This is a genomic window from Salmonella sp. SAL04213 (genome assembly GCF_046550535.1).
Taxonomy (GTDB): Bacteria; Pseudomonadota; Gammaproteobacteria; order Enterobacterales; family Enterobacteriaceae; genus Salmonella; species Salmonella enterica.
Genome location: NZ_JBGDXS010000008.1, coordinates 158227 through 176766, shown reverse-complemented (window position 1 = coordinate 176766; position 18540 = coordinate 158227). Strand labels below are relative to the sequence as shown.

The window sequence follows — 18540 nt, the reverse complement described above, 5'->3', positions numbered from 1 at the left end:
CTGATAGAAACAGAAGCCACTGGAGCACCTCAAAAACACCATCATACACTAAATCAGTAAGTTGGCAGCATCACCCATTATTAGTAAGTAATATTTATTGTTCACAGAAAGATGAACCAAAAGTGACATAAATTGGCACTAATAATGAAAGAAATACGCTAAAAGGTTAACCATTTCTTATTTATTAACTGCGTTTATACCTATTAATAGGTAGGCAAGGGAGAAGGAATAAATATCACATTATTTTTAACATCACAGGCCACTGGTACTCTCTATGATGGCAGGCACCGCCTTCTATCAGAGCACATCCGCCCGGTAAGCTTATTGCTACCAGGCGGATGTCATTACCGTTGCTACCTACAAATAAACTTAATGCAGTACCGTGACCGCATCCTCCAGCCGGCTGGCACGGTGTTTTACCATCGCGGAGACTTGTGCGCTCTCTTCCACCAGCGCCGCATTTTTCTGGGTTATGCGGTTCAACTCGTCCACGGCGCGAGTCAGGCTGGAAAGCCCATCTGTCTGTTCCTGCGTCGACTGGCTGATCCGTGCGATAAGCAGGGTGACATTTTGCACCTGAGCTACAATGTCATCCATGGTACGGCCTGCGGCGTGAACCTGCTCGGAGCCTGACTGCACCTTTGTTGCGCTGGCGTCAATTAATTTACGAATATCGTTCGCCGCATTAGCGCTGCGGCTGGCAAGATGGCGTACCTCGCCAGCAACCACGGCAAACCCTTTCCCCTGCTCGCCCGCTCTCGCCGCTTCTACCGCCGCATTCAGCGCCAGGATATTCGTCTGAAAAGCGATATCGTTAATTAGCGTGGTGATCGTCCCGATACGTTGCGTACTGTGAGCGATATCATCCATCGTTTTAATCACCGTATCCATCGCCTCACCTCCCTGAGTCGCCGCGCTACTGGCCGCCATGGAAAGCTTATCCGCAGCGGAAGCCGTCTCGGAATTGAGCTTCACGGACTCCGCCATCTGGTTCATGGTCGTTACCGTTTCCTGAACATTCTCCACGGTCTGACGGGTGTGTTCGTTCAGATCATTGTTACCCTTCGCCAGCCTTTCACTGCCGTTTCTGACGCTGGAAACCTGACTTGATACGTCATTGATCAGCCAGCGGCACATCAAGCCAAGCTGCCCCACGGCCCTCAGCGTCAGCCCCAACTCATCGCTACGATTAAGATGTTGTACGCTGTTGCGTTCGCCGGTCGCCACTTTCAGCGCCTGCGTCGCCACATTTTCAATGGGACGCACAATTTGCCATTCAAATAGCGCCGTACCTGCCAGCATCGCCAACGCGCCCAACAGCAACGCCTGCCATGACGCATCCGTACCGAACAGCGCCAACGCCAGCATTACGGCCATTAGCCCCATAATGCTACGCACTCGCCAGCGAACAGGCATAGCGGGTAGTTTGCCCAGCAAGCCCTGACGAACCACCAGGCCTTTATGAATACGTTTACTACACCGCCCTTCATTTAGCGCCTGATATAAAGGCTCGACGGCGGCAATCTCATCATCCGTGGCGCGGGTACGGATCGACATATATCCCGTCACACGCCCTTCACGTATCATCGGTACCGCGTTGGCCCTCACCCAATAATGGTCGCCGTTTTTACGCCGGTTTTTCACAATGCCGCTCCACGGTTCGCCCTGTTTTAGGGTGTACCACATATCTGCGAAGGCAGCTTTCGGCATATCCGGATGACGCACCAGATTATGTGGCTGCGCCAGTAACTCGTTTAACTGATAGCCGCTCACCTGGACAAAAGTGTCATTGGCGTGAGTGATATAGCTTTCCAGGTCGGTCGTAGACATCAGAGTGGTATCATCATCCAGCGGGGTATTTAGCTGGCTGACGTAGGGATGAGAAGACATGATAGCGTCCTGTGCAGGTTATCTGGATGTTAATTTTTCGCTCAGATGTTATTTCGGCGCTAATCTATTTATCTTTAGTTGTTAAAATTGCTCTGGATCGCAATTTGCGATTAATCCTTAATATTTGTACGATTTTCACCTCATCCTGCGCCTTATTTTCATTATGAAATTGTTTAGCGTAGACAACCTTTTTCTTTAAAATCTGCCCTGGCTCACCTTTTTCTCACGCCGCTGCTACCGCAACACACCGTAAACCATAAAACAAGATCTGCTCAAAATGCATCCAATTGTTAACACATGACATTAAATGTTGTGTAAATGTGATTATTCTTGGTGTTTATCCCGATTTTCACTATGGGCTTAGACCCCCGCTAATCCCTGCAATACTTAATTCAGTATCATGTGATACACGGCCCTCTGGAGCTCATTTTGAACAGGTTACCTTCCAGCGCATCGGCTTTGGCCTGTAGCGCGCACGCACTGAATCTCATCGAGAAGCGAACGCTAAACCATGAGGAAATGAAAGCACTAAACCGAGAGGTCATTGACTACTTTAAAGAGCATGTAAATCCAGGATTTCTGGAATACCGGAAATCTGTTACCGCCGGCGGGGATTACGGAGCCGTAGAGTGGCAAGCGGGCAGTTTGAATACGCTTGTCGACACTCAGGGGCAGGAGTTTATCGACTGTCTTGGGGGGTTTGGCATCTTTAACGTGGGGCACCGTAATCCTGTTGTGGTATCCGCCGTCCAGAATCAACTCGCAAAACAACCTCTCCACAGCCAGGAGTTACTTGATCCCTTGCGGGCGATGCTGGCAAAAACGCTGGCGGCTCTGACACCGGGGAAACTCAAGTACAGCTTTTTCTGTAACAGCGGCACCGAATCCGTCGAAGCGGCGCTAAAACTGGCAAAAGCGTATCAGTCGCCGCGCGGCAAGTTTACCTTTATCGCCACCAGCGGCGCATTTCACGGCAAATCATTGGGCGCGCTCTCCGCCACGGCCAAATCCACCTTCCGCAGACCCTTTATGCCTTTACTGCCGGGCTTCCGCCATGTGCCGTTTGGCAATATCGACGCGATGAGCATGGCATTTAGCGAAGGCAAAAAAACGGGCGACGAGATAGCAGCCGTGATTCTGGAGCCTATTCAGGGTGAAGGCGGCGTGATCCTGCCGCCGCAGGGATACCTGACAGAGGTACGTAAGCTCTGTGACGAATTCGGCGCGCTGATGATTCTGGATGAAGTACAAACCGGCATGGGGCGTACCGGCAAGATGTTTGCCTGTGAGCACGAAAATGTGCAGCCTGATATTCTGTGTCTGGCGAAAGCCCTGGGCGGCGGCGTGATGCCGATTGGCGCCACCATCGCGACTGAAGAGGTGTTTTCGGTTCTGTTCGACAACCCCTTCCTGCATACCACCACTTTTGGCGGTAATCCGCTGGCTTGTGCTGCCGCGCTGGCGACCATTAACGTCCTGCTGGAGCAAAATCTCCCGGCCCAGGCGGAACAAAAAGGCGATACGCTCCTGGATGGTTTTCGACAACTTGCGCGTGAATATCCCAATCTGGTACACGATGCGCGCGGCAAAGGTATGTTGATGGCCATTGAATTTGTTGACAACGAAACGGGCTACCGTTTTGCCAGTGAGATGTTCCGTCAACGCGTGCTGGTCGCTGGTACGCTGAATAATGCGAAAACAATTCGTATCGAGCCACCGCTCACGCTAACCATTGAACTGTGCGAACAGGTATTGAAATCAGCGCGTAATGCGCTGGCGGCGATGCAGGTGAGCGTTGAAGAGGTTTAAAAACGATGCCGGATGGCGCTATGCTTATCCGGCCTGTTTTCCCCGGGTCGCGGCCTCTTTTTTGAATCCCATCACAATCACCACATTCCCCTTTTCCCTTTTACCTCGCGACGGCTACAGTAGTAACTCATCCGACCACATAACAATAATTTTACATACTGGATATGCTTATGAGCTACCCGTCGCTGTTCGCCCCGCTCGATCTGGGCTTTACTACTCTCAGAAACCGTGTGCTGATGGGATCGATGCACACGGGTTTGGAAGAACATCCTGATGGCGCCGAGCGCCTGGCGGCATTTTATGCCGAGCGCGCGCGACACGGCGTAGCGTTAATCGTCACCGGCGGTATTGCGCCCGTTCCCTCCGGGGTCGTGATGACCGGCGGCGCGATGCTGAACGATGCCAGCCAGTTAACGCCTCACCGCGTGGTGACTGATGCCGTACATGCGCAAGGCGGTAAAATCGCGCTGCAAATTCTGCACACCGGACGTTACAGCTATCAGCCGCACCTGGTCGCGCCGTCGGCAATTCAGGCGCCAATCAACCGCTTTATGCCGCATGAACTGACGCATGATGAAATCTTGCAGTTAATCGACGACTTCGCGCATTGCGCGCAACTGGCGCGGGAAGCAGGCTACGACGGCGTAGAGGTGATGGGATCAGAGGGCTATCTGATTAATGAATTTCTCACGCGGCGAACTAACCATCGCGATGACGAATGGGGCGGCGACTATGCCAGCCGTATGCGCTTCGCGGTTGAGGTAGTACGCGCGGTACGCCAGCGGGTAGGGAACGACTTTATTATTATCTATCGCCTGTCGATGCTCGATCTGGTGGAAAATGGCGGCACGTTCGACGAAACGGTACAACTGGCGCAAGCCATTGAAGCCGCAGGCGCAAGCCTAATTAATACCGGCATTGGCTGGCATGAGGCGCGAATCCCGACCATCGCCACGCCAGTACCGCGTGGCGCCTTTAGCTGGGTGACGCGGAAACTCAAAGGTCATGTGTCGGTTCCGCTGATCGCGACCAATCGCATTAACGATCCGCAGGTCGCCGAGACGATCCTGACGCGCGGCGATGCCGATATGGTGTCGATGGCGCGTCCCTTCCTTGCCGATGCCGAATTCCTGACTAAAGCGCAATCCGGACGCGCAGATGAGATCAACACCTGTATCGGCTGTAATCAGGCCTGTCTGGATCGGATCTTCATCGGCAAAGTGACCTCCTGTCTGGTGAACCCACGCGCCTGTCACGAAACCCACATGCCGATAACGCCGGTCATACGCAAAAAGAACCTGGCCGTTGTCGGCGCAGGCCCGGCGGGGCTGGCTTTCGCGATTAACGCCGCGTCGCGCGGCCATCATGTCACGCTGTTTGACGCCCAGAGTGAAATTGGCGGTCAGTTTACTATCGCCAGGCAGATCCCGGGTAAAGAGGAGTTTTACGAAACGCTGCGCTACTACCGTCGAATGATCGATGTTACTGGCGTTACGCTGAAACTGAACCAACGGGTGAACGCAGAGGATCTTCAGCCGTTTGACGAAGCGATCCTCGCCTGCGGAATAGTACCGCGACGCCCGCCGATAGACGGTATCGATCATCCAAAAGTATTGACCTACCTGGAGGTATTGCGCGATAAAGCGCCGGTTGGTAAGCGAGTGGCGATCATCGGCTGCGGCGGGATCGGTTTTGACACGGCCATGTATCTGAGCCAGCACGGCGAATCCACCAGCCAAAATATTGCTGAATTTTGTACGGAATGGGGAATTGATACCAGCCTGCAACAGGCAGGCGGTCTGCGCCCGGAAGGCCCGCGCCTGGCACGTAGTCCACGGCAAATCGTCATGCTGCAACGCAAAGCCAGCAAGCCGGGCGAAGGGTTAGGTAAAACCACCGGCTGGATCCATCGCGCGACGTTACTGGCGCGCGGCGTGAAGATGATCCCGGCGGTCAGTTACCAGAAGATCGACGACGACGGATTACATCTCTTGATCGGCGGCGAACCGCAGTTGCTGGAAGTGGATCATGTGGTGATCTGCGCCGGACAAGAACCCCGCCGCGAGCTGGCGGACCCGTTACGCGCCGCAGGTAAAACGGTACATCTTATCGGCGGATGCGATGTCGCGATGGAGCTGGATGCCCGACGGGCGATTGCCCAGGGCACCCGACTGGCGCTGGAGATTTAACGACTTTGCCTGATGGCGCAGCGCTTATCGGGCTTACGCCGTCATACCGGTTTTATAGGCCGGTATGACGCTTGAGCGCCTTATCGACGGCGTCCCTGCTTCACCGCTTTCAAAATAACAAACTTATTGTTGGTTGCTATCGTCGCGCAATTACCGAAAATCTTCTTCAGCTTGTGGAAATAGTCCAGATGGCGGTTCGCCACAATATACAGTTCGCCGTTGATTTTCAGGCAGCGGCGGGCATGATGGAACATCTCCCAGGCGATATTATCCGTCAGCGCATGTTTCTGGTGGAACGGCGGGTTGCAGAACACAGCGTTAAAACGGAACGGCTCCACGCCGGAGAGCGCGTTGTTGATCATAAATTCGCAGCGCTCGAACGCTTCCGGCAGGTTCGTTTCTACATTCAAACGGCTGGAATCTACCGCCATCGGCGATTCATCGACAAATACCACGTTCGCCTGCGGATTTTTCGCCAGTAAGCTCAGGCCAATCACCCCATTGCCGCAGCCGAGATCGACAATCTCCCCGTCGAGGTTTTCCGGCAAATGCTGCATAAAGAAGCGCGCGCCGATATCCAATCCGGTACGAGAAAACACATTCGCGTGGTTGTGAATCGTCCAGCCTGTATCTTCCAGTTTCCAGCTTAGCGTTTGCGGCGCGTCGGCCAGTTGCGGATGACTGAAGGTACAGTTAATCAGGCGCGCTTTCTTCCACGCCAGCGTCGTCGTGGTTGGGCCCAGCACTTTTTCAAACAGTTCCAGCGTAGAGGTATGAATATCTCGCGCTTTCGCGCCGGCGATAATACGCGTTTGCGCCGTAACGACCTTACGCAAAGCGCGTAACTGCTGTTCCAGCAACGCCAGCGTTTTCGGTACCTTAATCAATACCACGCCCGGCGCCTGCGGGTAGTCAGCGGTACTGTCGAGAAACGTTACGCTGGACTCCGCGATGCCGTTATGGCGTAAATTCTCTCGCGTACCCAGTTCGCTTAAATACGAATCGCCAATACTGTATGGCGAATGCTCCGCCAGCGCACAGCTTAGCGCGCCAAACGTATCATTCAGGATCAGCACCGGGCCGCGAATTTCCGTCTCATCCAACTGTTGCAGCAGATACTCATCGGCCGCCTCCCACGCCAGAAGCGGGTTAACATCATCCGTTTGCGGAAAACGTTTCAGCGTCAGTGAACGGAAACCGTCGTCTACGTGGCTCATTAGGCCTCCTGAATGGTAAAATTGCGGCGTTATCCCTGAAAAGGGTGCGTGAGTATACACTTTTTATCAGCAACATGGAGCTTTGATGACCTCACTAACTTACCTTCAGGGGTATCCGGAACATCTCCTTGCCCAGGTGCGCACCTTAATCGCCGAGCAGCGCCTGGGAGCGGTGCTGGAAAAACGTTATCCCGGCGCGCATGATTACGCCACTGACAAAGCGCTATATCACTATACTCAGGAACTGAAAAGTCAGTTTCTGCGCAATGCGCCGCCCATCAATAAAGTGATGTATGACAGCAAGATTCATGTGCTGAAAAATGCGCTGGGACTGCATACCGCTGTCTCGCGCGTTCAGGGCGGCAAGCTCAAGGCAAAGGCGGAGATCCGCGTCGCCACCGTGTTTCGCAACGCCCCGGAGCCATTCTTACGGATGATTGTGGTTCACGAGCTGGCGCACCTGAAAGAGAAAGATCATAACAAAGCGTTTTATCAGCTCTGCTGCCATATGGAACCGCAGTACCATCAACTGGAGTTTGATACGCGACTGTGGCTGACGCATCAGGCGCTGTCGGCACAATAAATTCTGAAAATGCCCCTTCCCCCGTATCTTTTTAACGGCGTGGGCATAAAATCGGCGCGTTCACATTTCGCTCATTGCCTGCCGCCACGTCAAGGATGACGATCTGTAGAGGGTATTTTTTATCCACCGCCAACGGAACCGCGCAACGACCATGCTCCCACAATGTGCCCGTTTTATCCGCCGCCTCTGTTTTACACGCCGGGCGTTAACAGTGGCGTGTTTTCTGCTTGTCGCGGCAGGCGTCGCGCTTTTCTATTCTAACTGGCTTATCGTCAACGCCTCACAGCATCTGACATGGAATGACATTCAGACCGTTCCCGCCCGCAACGTCGGGCTGGTGTTAGGCGCTAAACCCGGCAATCGGTATTTTACCCGGCGGATTAATACTGCCGCCGCGTTGTATCACGCCGGTAAAGTGAAGTGGCTGTTAGTCAGCGGCGATAATGGCAAAAAAGAGTACGATGAACCTTCGGCGATGCAGCAGGCGCTGATAGCGAAAGGTGTGCCGGAAGCGGCCATTTTTTGTGATTATGCCGGATTCTCCACGCTGGACTCCGTAGTTCGCGCCCGGAAAGTGTTTGGCGAAAGCCGCATTACGATTATCTCGCAAGCATTCCATAATCAACGGGCGATCTGGCTGGCGCAACAATATGGCATTGACGCTATCGGCGTTAACGCGCCGGATCTGAATAAAAGGCACGGAACCTACACACGACTTCGGGAAAAGCTGGCGCGGGTTAGCGCAGTGCTGGATGCCAAAATTTTGCACCGTCAGCCTAAATATCTGGGCGCTGGCGTCACTATTGGGGCTGATAGCGCACACGGGTGCCCTTCTCGCCAGTAAAATGCCAGAGTGCGTCGCAGCGCACTGGCAAGGGCGGAAAGGCGTGCTACATTGACGAAAAATCCCTTTCTGGAGTCCGCTGACGTTTATGATACGTTTCGCTGTAATTGGGACTAACTGGATCACGCGCCAGTTTGTCGACGCCGCCCATGAAACCGGCAAATTCAGGCTCGCCGCCGTTTACTCCCGTAGTCTTGAACAGGCGCAGTCTTTCGCAAATGATTATCCCGTCGAGCATCTGTTTACCTCGCTGGAAGCGATGGCGCAAAGCGACGCGATTGAGGCGGTTTATATCGCCAGCCCGAATTCCCTGCATTTCTCCCAGACGCAGCGCTTTTTGCAGCATAAAAAACATGTCATGTGCGAAAAGCCGCTGGCTTCTAACCTGGCGGAGGTTGATGCCGCTATCGCCTGCGCGCGCGATAATCAGCGGGTACTGTTTGAAGCCTTTAAAACCGCCTGCCTGCCCAATTTCCTGCTGCTGCGGGAATCGTTGCCGAAAATCGGCAGAATGCACAAAGCATTACTAAATTACTGCCAGTACTCTTCACGTTATCAGCGCTATCTGAACGGTGAAAATCCGAATACGTTTAATCCGGCCTTCTCCAATGGTTCGATTATGGATATCGGGTATTACTGTCTGGCGTCGGCGATCGCGCTATGGGGCGAGCCGCGCAGCGTGCAGGCGTCGGCGAATTTATTGGAAAGCGGAGTAGATGCGCACGGCGTCGTGGTTATGGATTACGGCGATTTTAGCGTCACGCTACAGCATTCCAAAGTCAGCGACTCGGTACTGGCCAGTGAAATTCAGGGCGAGAGGGGATCGCTGGTCATTGAAAAGCTGTCGGAATGCCAGAAAGTGTGTTTTGCGCCGCGCGGCGCGCTGATGCAGGATCTGACCCAGCCTCAGCATATTAATACCATGCTGTATGAAGCCGGGGCGTTTGCCCAGCTTATTGAAAACCACGCCGTGGAACATCCGGGGTTGTCGCTAAGTCGCGCCACGGCAAAATGGCTGACAGAAATACGCCGTCAAACCGGGGTCATCTTCCCGGCGGACGATCTGACCCATCCCCTTACTGCGTAAAATTATGTAAATCATATGTTACAGGTCATTGACTCTACGCGTGGCCTGTCATACTTTGTTACGCGCAAAGGGGAGTAACTTCATTGCCGGTCGATCGTCATTACGATGTGTGCAAAACCACATCCGGTCACCGGGCAGCCATAAAGGAATGCGTCAGCGTATTCCTTTATTGTTGTAAGTGAGACCTTGCCGAATGGCAAGGTCTATGCATAAAAGCAGCGGCTAATGCCATTCGGCGTTAGCCGTTTTTTTTGCATGGGGAGAAATAATGAATACTGTTGGTACGCCATTATTATGGGGTGGATTCGCGGTTGTTGTGGTGATAATGCTATCCATCGACCTGTTGTTGCAGGGACGCCGTGGCGCACATGCTATGTCGATGAAACAAGCGGCAGGATGGTCAATCCTGTGGGTAACGCTCTCACTACTGTTTAACGCCGCTTTCTGGTGGTATCTGGCTGAAACGCAAGGGCGCGAAGTTGCTGACCCGCAGGCATTAGCGTTCCTTACCGGCTATCTGATTGAAAAGTCGCTGGCCGTAGATAACGTCTTTGTCTGGCTGATGCTGTTTAGCTATTTCTCCGTCCCTCCGGCTCTGCAACGCCGGGTGCTGGTGTATGGGGTTCTTGGCGCGATCGTGTTGCGTACTATCATGATTTTCGCCGGTACCTGGCTTATCACTCAGTTCGAATGGCTGCTGTATGTGTTCGGCGCCTTCCTGCTGTTTACCGGCGTAAAAATGGCGCTGGCGAAGGAAGACGAATCCGGCATTGGCGAAAAACCGATGGTGCGTTGGCTGCGCGGGCATCTGCGCATGACTGATACGATCGAGAACGAGCACTTTTTCGTACGTAAAAACGGCCTGCTGTATGCCACGCCGCTGCTGCTGGTGCTGATTATGGTTGAGTTCAGCGATGTGATCTTCGCCGTTGACAGTATTCCGGCGATCTTTGCGGTCACCACCGACCCGTTCATCGTACTGACCTCTAACCTGTTTGCCATCTTAGGACTGCGCGCGATGTACTTCCTGCTGTCCGGCGTGGCGGAACGCTTCTCGATGCTGAAATATGGTCTGGCGGTCATTCTGGTCTTTATCGGCATTAAGATGCTGATCGTCGACTTCTACCATATTCCTATCGCGATTTCGCTGGGCGTAGTGTTTGGTATTCTGACCATTACGCTGGTGATTAACGCCTGGGTTAACCATCAGCGCGATAAGAAACTACGAGCGCAATAATCTTTTATCGGGGTAAATCTGCCCCGTCAAAAACGCCCGGCAGCGCACACCTGTCGGGCGTTTTTGTTTAACATGTCACAATACTGTTAATATAAAGTTATAAAACATGATCACAGCAAAAAATCCAGGATATTTCGCTTCCCGAACCTTCAACTTTCCTTATACTCAACCAGGCAAACACTTTGTTACATCCTGAAAGATGCGCCGTAAGAGCGTACAGGGGATGACCAGCAACACAATACAAGGAATATGAAATGGCTACGCAACGAGCATCAGGGCTACTGCAGCGTTTAGCGCAAGGCAGTCTGGTTAAACAAATTTTAGTGGGTCTGGTACTGGGGATTTTACTGGCATGGATTTCTAAGCCTGCGGCAGAAGCGGTTGGCTTGCTTGGCACCCTGTTCGTCGGCGCCTTAAAAGCGGTCGCCCCCGTTCTGGTGCTGATGCTGGTAATGGCCTCGATCGCCAACCACCAGCACGGTCAAAAAACCAATATTCGCCCTATTCTCTTTCTTTACCTGCTAGGCACCTTTTCAGCCGCGCTGGCGGCCGTTGTGTTCAGCTTCGCCTTCCCTTCAACGCTGCATCTGTCCAGTAGCGCCCAGGATATCGTGCCGCCGTCCGGCATTGTAGAAGTCTTGCGCGGTCTGTTGATGAGCATGGTGTCGAACCCCATCGACGCGCTGCTGAACGCTAACTATATCGGGATTCTGGTGTGGGCCGTCGGTCTGGGATTTGCCCTGCGTCATGGCAATGAAACCACCAAAAACCTCGTGAACGATATGTCTAACGCCGTGACCTTTATGGTGAAACTGGTGATCCGTTTCGCGCCAGTCGGTATTTTTGGTCTGGTTTCATCAACGCTTGCAACCACCGGCTTCTCCACCCTGTGGGGCTATGCGCACCTGCTGGTCGTCTTGATTGGCTGTATGCTGCTGGTCGCGCTGGTGGTCAACCCGCTGTTGGTATTCTGGAAAATTCGTCGCAACCCTTATCCGCTGGTGTTCGCCTGCCTGCGTGAAAGCGGCGTTTATGCCTTCTTTACCCGCAGCTCTGCCGCCAATATTCCAGTGAATATGGCGCTGTGCGAAAAGCTGAATCTGGACAGGGATACTTACTCCGTTTCCATTCCGCTGGGCGCCACTATCAATATGGCCGGCGCGGCAATTACCATTACGGTTCTGACGTTGGCGGCAGTCCATACGTTAGGCGTCCCGGTGGATCTGCCTACAGCGCTGCTGCTGAGCGTGGTGGCCTCGCTGTGTGCTTGCGGCGCCTCCGGCGTGGCAGGCGGTTCATTGCTGCTGATCCCGCTGGCGTGCAACATGTTTGGCATCCCGAACGATATCGCGATGCAGGTAGTAGCGGTCGGCTTTATTATCGGCGTATTGCAGGATTCGTGTGAAACGGCGCTGAACTCATCTACCGATGTTCTGTTCACTGCGGCAGCCTGCCAGGCAGAGGACGAACGTCTGGCGAATAACGCCTTGCGTAGCTAAGTGATTATCGATGCCGGATGGCGTATGCCATCCGGCGTAACGATAGATCTGAATCTCCCAATCCGTAGGCTGTGACGGAAAGCGAATTTATATCCACACGCAACATCCTCGCGTAACGTTATATGTAGATGGCGTCTGCCGCGGCGCTCGGTCAGCGTAAAGTATAAAGTGTCAGCCTGTGTAAATCCTCTCGCCACCCCCCCTTGCGATAAGCAAAATCAAAGCTCAACGACGCGTAATTTCTATAACGGACTTCGTTGACCTTTGTTACAATTAGATGCATTTTGAATTTTTGTGTGTTAGTGCTTGCTTACTTCACAACTTAACAAGGAATAGTTCAGGCCGCGAATTTGCCGTTTCCGCAACGCTGATAAAAACTCCAACTCTGTTGCGGCAGTGCAAACCTCAGATCACCGGCGTGACGTTAACCGATTCTCCAGGAATACTGAATGGAACTACTGACTCAATTGCTGAATGCCCTGTGGGCTCAGGACTTTGAAACACTGGCCAATCCTTCCATGATTGGCATGTTATATTTTGTGTTATTTATGATTTTGTTTCTGGAAAATGGGCTGCTCCCTGCCGCCTTTTTGCCTGGCGACAGCCTGTTGATCCTGGTCGGCGTGCTGATCGCCAAAGGCGCGATGGGTTATCCACAAACCATTTTGCTGCTTACCGTCGCGGCCAGCCTGGGTTGCTGGGTGAGCTATATTCAGGGCCGCTGGCTGGGGAATACCCGCACCGTGCAAAACTGGCTCTCTCATCTCCCCGCACATTATCATCAACGCGCCCATCACCTTTTCCATAAACACGGCCTGTCGGCATTACTGATAGGCCGTTTTATCGCGTTTGTCAGAACGCTGCTACCCACCATTGCCGGCATATCCGGCCTGAATAACGCGCGCTTTCAGTTCTTCAACTGGATGAGCGGCTTGTTGTGGGTGCTTATCCTGACGTCGCTGGGCTATCTGCTGGGCAAAACGCCCGTCTTTATGAAGTATGAAGATCAGTTAATGTCATGCCTGATGCTGCTGCCCGTGGTGCTGCTCTTTTTTGGCCTGGCGGGTTCACTGGTCATGCTGTGGAAAAAGAAGTATGGGAGCCGGGGATAACTTATGCTTAAACCACGCATAACTGCCCGACAACTCATTTGGATCAGCGCTTTTCTACTGATGCTGACCATACTCATGATGACGTGGTCAACGCTGCGTCAGCAAGAGTCGACGCTGGCCATTCGCGCGGTTAACCAGGGCGCCAGTATGCCAGACGGCTTCTCAGTTCTGCATCATCTGGATGCGAACGGCATTCATTTTAAAAGCATTACGCCTAAAAATGACATGTTGCTCATTACCTTCGATTCCCCTGCGCAAAGCGCCGCAGCAAAAACGGTACTGGATCAAACGTTACCACACGGTTATGTCGTCGCTCAGCAGGACGATGACAACGAAACGGTACAGTGGCTGTCCCGCTTACGGGAAAGCTCACACCGCTTTGGCTAACCTCCAGGAATCCGAATCATATCACTCACTTTGGTGATTTCATTGTTTAATGACTATGATTAATAAAGCGGTGTTTAACCCACCGCGTTATTATCGGGATCACCGCCCCGGACAACGGGTCCGAACATAAGGGAAAGTTCAGGAATGAAATACCGCATCGCTTTGGCTATCACGCTTTTTACACTTAGCGCCGGTAGCTACGCTAATTCGCTTTGTCAGGAAAAAGAGCAGGATATACAAAAGGAAATTAGCTACGCTGAAAAGCACAACAATCAGCGCCGTATTGAGGGTCTGAACAAGGCGCTCAGCGAAGTACGCGCCAATTGTACTGACAGCAAGCTGCGCGCCGAGCATCAGAAAAAGGTCGCTGAGCAAAAAGAAGAGGTAGCCGAACGCCAACGTGATTTAGCCGAGGCAAAAGCAAAAGGCGATGCGGATAAAATAGACAAACGTGAACGTAAGCTGGCCGAGGCTCAGGATGAGCTAAAAAAACTTGAGGCCAGAGACTACTAAATTAACGCCGAATGTAAATACTCACTCACCTGGAGAAAACTATGTCGAAAGATAACACTACGGAACATCTGCGCGCTGAGTTGAAATCCCTGACCGATACGCTTGAAGAAGTGCTGAGCTCTTCGGGCGAAAAGTCGAAAGAAGAGTTGAGTAAGATTCGTAGCAAAGCCGAGCGCGCGCTGAAAGAGAGCCGTTACCGCCTGGGCGAAACGGGTGATGTGATTGCCAAACAGACTCGCGTCGCCGCCGCCCGCGCCGATGATTATGTGCGCGAAAATCCCTGGACAGGCGTAGGCATTGGCGCCGCTGTCGGTCTGGTGTTGGGCGTACTGCTGACGCGTCGTTAATTATGGCGGACTCTCGACAGGCACAAGGACCAGGCAAAAGCGTACTGGGTATCGGGCAGCGGATTGTCACCATTATCGTTGAGATGGTGGAAACCCGGCTGCGACTGGCAGTAGTAGAACTGGAAGAAGAGAAAGCGAACCTCTTTCAGCTTTTGCTGATGGTAGGTCTTACCATGCTCTTCGCGGCGTTTGGCTTAATGAGCCTGATGGTTCTGGTCATCTGGGCTATCGATCCTCAGTACCGTTTGAACGCGATGATCGCTACCACTGTTGTGCTGTTAGTGCTTGCGCTAATCGGCGGCATCTGGACTTTGCGCAAAGCGCGTCAGTCCACGCTATTGCGCCATACGCGGCACGAACTGGCTAACGATCGGCAAATTCTGGAGGACGATCAGTCGTGAGCAGCAAAGGCGAACGCGAAAAACGTAAAGCGCTGCTTCTCAGTCAGATCCAGCAGCAACGGCTGGATCTGTCCGCCAGCCGTCGCGACTGGCTGGAGACCACCGGCGCGTACGATCGCGGCTGGAATACGGTGTTAAGCCTGCGCTCCTGGGCGCTGGTCGGTAGCAGCGTAATGGCCATCTGGACCATCCGTCATCCTAATATGTTGGTACGCTGGGCGAAACGCGGCCTGGGTATCTGGAGCGCCTGGCGCCTGGTAAAAACTACCCTCCGTCAACAACAGCTCCGCGGTTAATATCTTTTCTTTTATAGCATCGCGCCATCAGGTTATCGCCCGATTACACCTGGTGGCGCGATACTTTTATGCATATCGTCTCTTTATCAATCACTCAAATTTTTTGAAAAAATTTGGCAATTTTCCTTGCTAACAATTCCTGTACGCCACGTTTATGATTCTCTCCAGCGATAACAATGACGCGCTAAACCGCGCCATTGCTCATGAAAATAGCAGCAGCCGCCGAATCGGCCTCCTGGAGAATAAAATGAAAAAATTAGAAGATGTTGGTGTACTGATAGCGCGTATTTTAATGCCAGTTCTGTTTATTACCGCAGGATGGGGAAAAATTAGCGGCTATGCGGGCACACAACAGTATATGGAAGCGATGGGCGTACCAGGATTCCTGCTGCCGCTCACCATACTGCTTGAGTTCGGCGGCGGTCTGGCGATTCTGCTGGGGTTCCTCACCCGCACCACTGCGCTTTTTACCGCTGGTTTTACGCTGCTGACGGCATTGATCTTCCATAGCAATTTTGCAGAAGGTGTAAACTCGCTGATGTTTATGAAAAACCTGACCATTGCCGGCGGATTCTTATTACTGGCGTTAACCGGGCCTGGCGCGTTCAGCCTTGACCGTCTGCTGAATAAAAAGTGGTAAGCAATCTATACTCAATTAAAAAAGCGAGGGAATAGCGCCTCGCTTTTGTCATCTGAAGGAGAGAGACATGGGACAACTGATCGATGGCGTCTGGCACGACACCTGGTATGACACCAAATCTTCCGGGGGGAAATTTCAGCGTTCAGCGTCGGCTTTCCGCAACTGGCTTACCGCTGACGGCGCGCCCGGACCTTCCGGCGAAGGCGGATTCGCCGCAGAAAAAGATCGTTACCATCTGTACGTTTCCCTTGCCTGCCCCTGGGCGCATCGCACGCTCATTTTCCGTAAACTGAAAGGTCTGGAGCCGTTTATTCCGGTTTCCGTCGTGAATCCATTGATGCTGGAAAACGGCTGGACGTTTGATGATACTTTTCCGGCGGCCACCGGCGATACCCTCTATCAGCATGAATTTCTCTACCAGTTGTATCTGCACGCCGATCCACACTACAGCGGCCGCGTCACCGTACCGGTCTTATGGGATAAAAAAAATCATACTATCGTCAGCAACGAGTCCGCCGAAATCATTCGTATGTTTAACTCCGCCTTCGATGGGCTAGGCGCTAAAGCCGGGGATTACTATCCCCCCGCGCTGCAAAGCAAAATTGACGAGTTAAACGGCTGGATTTATGACAACGTTAATAACGGCGTTTATAAAGCAGGCTTCGCCACCAGCCAGCAAGCGTATGATGAAGCGGTAGAAAAGGTATTTACTGCGCTGGCGCGCCTGGAACAGATTCTCGGACAGCACCGCTATCTGACGGGCGACCAGTTGACCGAGGCGGATATCCGCTTATGGACGACCCTGGTACGCTTTGATCCGGTTTACGTGACTCATTTCAAATGCGACAAATACCGAATCAGCGACTACCTGAATCTGTACGGTTTCCTGCGCGATATCTATCAAATACCGGGCATTGCTGAAACCGTTAATCTTGACCATATTCGTCACCACTATTTCCGTAGCCATAAAACGATTAACCCCACGGGTATCATTTCCATCGGACCGTGGCAGGATCTGCTCGAACCTCACGGGCGCGACGTGCGCTTTGGCTAATTTCAGGCGTCCTCCGGGACGCCTTATTAATAAATACCACAAATATTTACCAGCATTTCATTCGCGGCTATTCTTAGTTTGATTACTTTAAAAACAAGTGATTGAACCATTATTGAGGCGAAAATGGATTGGTATTTAAAGGTTTTAAAAAATTATCTGGGATTTGGCGGCCGCGCGCGACGCAAAGAGTACTGGATGTTTATTCTGGTCAATATCATCTTTACCTTTGTGTTGGGCCTGCTGGACGCCATGCTTGGCTGGCAACGCGCCGGGGGTGAAGGCGTTCTGACCACCATTTACGGCGTTCTGATCTTTTTACCGTGGTGGGCCGTGCAGTTCCGTCGTCTGCATGACACTGACCGCTCCGCATGGTGGCTACTGTTGCTACTTATCCCCATTATCGGCTGGCTTATCATCATCGCGTTCAACTGCCAGAATGGTACGCCGGGCGACAACCGCTTCGGCCCCGATCCGAAACGCTTTTCCTGATGGCGGCGCGGCGCCGCTTTTAAAGCGCCGCGCGCTATTTATTTTCCGGCGAATAGCTTAGGTATTTCCCGCAGGCACCAGGCTTTTGCCTCCCCCATACTGTCGCGCCGCCAGGCCATAATAATATCGATTTCGCTGGTCGATTCCGGGCTGACCACGCGTAGCCGCCCTTCGGCAATATCCTGTTCCACCATCGAATATGGCATGGTCGCGACGCCAAGCCCGGCCAGCAGCGCCTGACGTTTATCTTCAATCGTGCTTACCGTCAGACGTGGCTGCTTATCCAGCAGTTGCACCGTTAATACCGGCCGCTCGCGCGCGGTATCCGCTACCGCTACGCCGCGGTATTTAACCCGCGTCACTTCCGAAAGCGGCTCCGGCTCCTGATGAATAGGGTGGTCAGGCGCGGCGACATACACATTCATTAACGTATACAACTTACGGGAGTTAATTTCCGACGACGATCGAAAATGCATATCCGGGGCGATAACGATATCCGCCCGTCCCTGCTCAAGCCGCTCCCATGCGCCAGCCAGTACTTCGGTAATCAATGAAAGCTGCGTATTGGCTTTAGCGGCCAGCCGGTCGATCAGCGGAAAAAAAGCAGGCGTCGGTACCAGAGCTTCAGTGACCAGCGTCAGATGCGTTTCCCAACCGCGGGCCAACGCTTCAGCATCCGTCGTTAACTTGTCTGCCGCTTCCAGCAATACCCGCCCGCGTTCCAGCAGCATACGTCCGACGTTGGTGAATTTTGTACGATGGCCGGAGCGATCGAACAGTACAACGTCCAACTCTTCTTCCAGCTTCTGCATGGTGTAACTCAGCGCGGAGGGCACCCGCCCCAACTCATCAGCCGCTGCGGCAAAACTGCCCCGGCGGTCAATGGCGTCCATCACACGCAATGCTTCAAGCGTCAGCGCTCTCTCTTTAGCCATAACGTTCTCAT

At 52.9% G+C, this 18540-nt stretch carries 19 protein-coding genes; 16 read left to right on the top strand and 3 right to left on the bottom strand.

The window, feature by feature from the left end:
- Positions 1-369: 369 nt before the first annotated feature.
- Positions 370-1890 carry a PAS domain-containing methyl-accepting chemotaxis protein gene (locus ACLJPQ_RS18590; protein WP_000094645.1) on the bottom strand — a complete coding sequence of 507 codons (1521 nt, stop codon included), beginning with the start codon at positions 1888-1890 and terminating at the stop codon, positions 370-372.
- A gap of 429 nt (positions 1891-2319) precedes the next feature.
- On the opposite strand from ACLJPQ_RS18590, the gene ygjG reads away from it, so the two are divergent.
- Both ygjG and ACLJPQ_RS18580 read left to right on the top strand, forming a co-directional pair.
- Complete coding sequence (ygjG, locus tag ACLJPQ_RS18585) at positions 2320-3699, top strand: putrescine aminotransferase (RefSeq protein WP_001520281.1); 1380 nt, start codon at positions 2320-2322, stop codon at positions 3697-3699.
- A gap of 170 nt (positions 3700-3869) precedes the next feature.
- Complete coding sequence (locus tag ACLJPQ_RS18580; RefSeq protein ID WP_000121525.1) at positions 3870-5888, top strand: NADPH-dependent 2,4-dienoyl-CoA reductase; 2019 nt, start codon at positions 3870-3872, stop codon at positions 5886-5888.
- Between the two features lie 80 nt (positions 5889-5968).
- Here ACLJPQ_RS18580 and rlmG read toward each other — a convergent pair whose 3' ends face one another.
- Positions 5969-7105, bottom strand: coding sequence for a 23S rRNA (guanine(1835)-N(2))-methyltransferase RlmG (rlmG, locus tag ACLJPQ_RS18575; RefSeq protein WP_000019989.1), 1137 nt, complete (start codon positions 7103-7105; stop codon positions 5969-5971).
- Between the two features lie 85 nt (positions 7106-7190).
- On the opposite strand from rlmG, the gene ACLJPQ_RS18570 reads away from it, so the two are divergent.
- From ACLJPQ_RS18570 to ACLJPQ_RS18505, 14 genes are all read left to right on the top strand, one after another.
- The gene (locus ACLJPQ_RS18570; RefSeq protein ID WP_000202969.1) at positions 7191-7688 is read left to right on the top strand and encodes a M48 family metallopeptidase; all 498 of its coding nucleotides are present in this window, start codon (positions 7191-7193) and stop codon (positions 7686-7688) included.
- A gap of 151 nt (positions 7689-7839) precedes the next feature.
- On the top strand, positions 7840-8532 hold the full coding sequence (locus ACLJPQ_RS18565; RefSeq protein ID WP_000937454.1) for a vancomycin high temperature exclusion protein: 693 nt from the start codon (positions 7840-7842) through the stop codon (positions 8530-8532).
- An 88-nt stretch (positions 8533-8620) separates the two neighbouring features.
- Positions 8621-9619, top strand: a complete 999-nt coding sequence (locus ACLJPQ_RS18560) for a Gfo/Idh/MocA family protein (protein ID WP_000617687.1) — start codon at positions 8621-8623, stop codon at positions 9617-9619.
- A 268-nt stretch (positions 9620-9887) separates the two neighbouring features.
- A complete protein-coding gene (locus ACLJPQ_RS18555) occupies positions 9888-10856 on the top strand; it encodes a TerC family protein (protein WP_001098833.1) in 969 nt (322 codons plus the stop codon).
- Positions 10857-11110: 254 nt separating this feature from the next.
- Positions 11111-12355 carry a serine/threonine transporter SstT gene (sstT, locus tag ACLJPQ_RS18550; RefSeq protein WP_000235363.1) on the top strand — a complete coding sequence of 415 codons (1245 nt, stop codon included), beginning with the start codon at positions 11111-11113 and terminating at the stop codon, positions 12353-12355.
- 449 nt (positions 12356-12804) lie between these two features.
- Complete coding sequence (gene yqjA, locus ACLJPQ_RS18545) at positions 12805-13467, top strand: DedA family general envelope maintenance protein YqjA (protein ID WP_000422143.1); 663 nt, start codon at positions 12805-12807, stop codon at positions 13465-13467.
- Positions 13468-13470: 3 nt separating this feature from the next.
- Complete coding sequence (gene mzrA, locus ACLJPQ_RS18540; protein ID WP_000917516.1) at positions 13471-13854, top strand: EnvZ/OmpR regulon moderator MzrA; 384 nt, start codon at positions 13471-13473, stop codon at positions 13852-13854.
- 144 nt (positions 13855-13998) lie between these two features.
- Positions 13999-14367 carry a DUF1090 domain-containing protein gene (locus ACLJPQ_RS18535; RefSeq protein WP_000877300.1) on the top strand — a complete coding sequence of 123 codons (369 nt, stop codon included), beginning with the start codon at positions 13999-14001 and terminating at the stop codon, positions 14365-14367.
- 41 nt (positions 14368-14408) lie between these two features.
- On the top strand, positions 14409-14714 hold the full coding sequence (locus tag ACLJPQ_RS18530; RefSeq protein WP_000031219.1) for a YqjD family protein: 306 nt from the start codon (positions 14409-14411) through the stop codon (positions 14712-14714).
- A 2-nt stretch (positions 14715-14716) separates the two neighbouring features.
- Positions 14717-15115 (top strand): phage holin family protein, encoded by a 399-nt coding sequence (locus ACLJPQ_RS18525; RefSeq protein ID WP_000785626.1) that lies wholly within the window; start codon positions 14717-14719, stop codon positions 15113-15115.
- The gene (locus tag ACLJPQ_RS18520; protein ID WP_000095496.1) at positions 15112-15411 is read left to right on the top strand and encodes a YqjK-like family protein; all 300 of its coding nucleotides are present in this window, start codon (positions 15112-15114) and stop codon (positions 15409-15411) included. The genes ACLJPQ_RS18525 and ACLJPQ_RS18520 overlap by 4 nt, the downstream gene beginning before the upstream one ends.
- A gap of 247 nt (positions 15412-15658) precedes the next feature.
- Positions 15659-16051 (top strand): DoxX family protein, encoded by a 393-nt coding sequence (locus ACLJPQ_RS18515; protein ID WP_001592732.1) that lies wholly within the window; start codon positions 15659-15661, stop codon positions 16049-16051.
- 67 nt (positions 16052-16118) lie between these two features.
- Positions 16119-17105 (top strand): glutathione S-transferase family protein, encoded by a 987-nt coding sequence (locus ACLJPQ_RS18510; RefSeq protein ID WP_000531162.1) that lies wholly within the window; start codon positions 16119-16121, stop codon positions 17103-17105.
- A 123-nt stretch (positions 17106-17228) separates the two neighbouring features.
- Positions 17229-17594, top strand: a complete 366-nt coding sequence (locus ACLJPQ_RS18505) for a DUF805 domain-containing protein (RefSeq protein ID WP_000384139.1) — start codon at positions 17229-17231, stop codon at positions 17592-17594.
- Positions 17595-17632: 38 nt separating this feature from the next.
- Here ACLJPQ_RS18505 and yhaJ read toward each other — a convergent pair whose 3' ends face one another.
- On the bottom strand, positions 17633-18529 hold the full coding sequence (gene yhaJ, locus ACLJPQ_RS18500; RefSeq protein ID WP_001041026.1) for a DNA-binding transcriptional regulator YhaJ: 897 nt from the start codon (positions 18527-18529) through the stop codon (positions 17633-17635).
- Positions 18530-18540 lie beyond the last annotated feature (11 nt).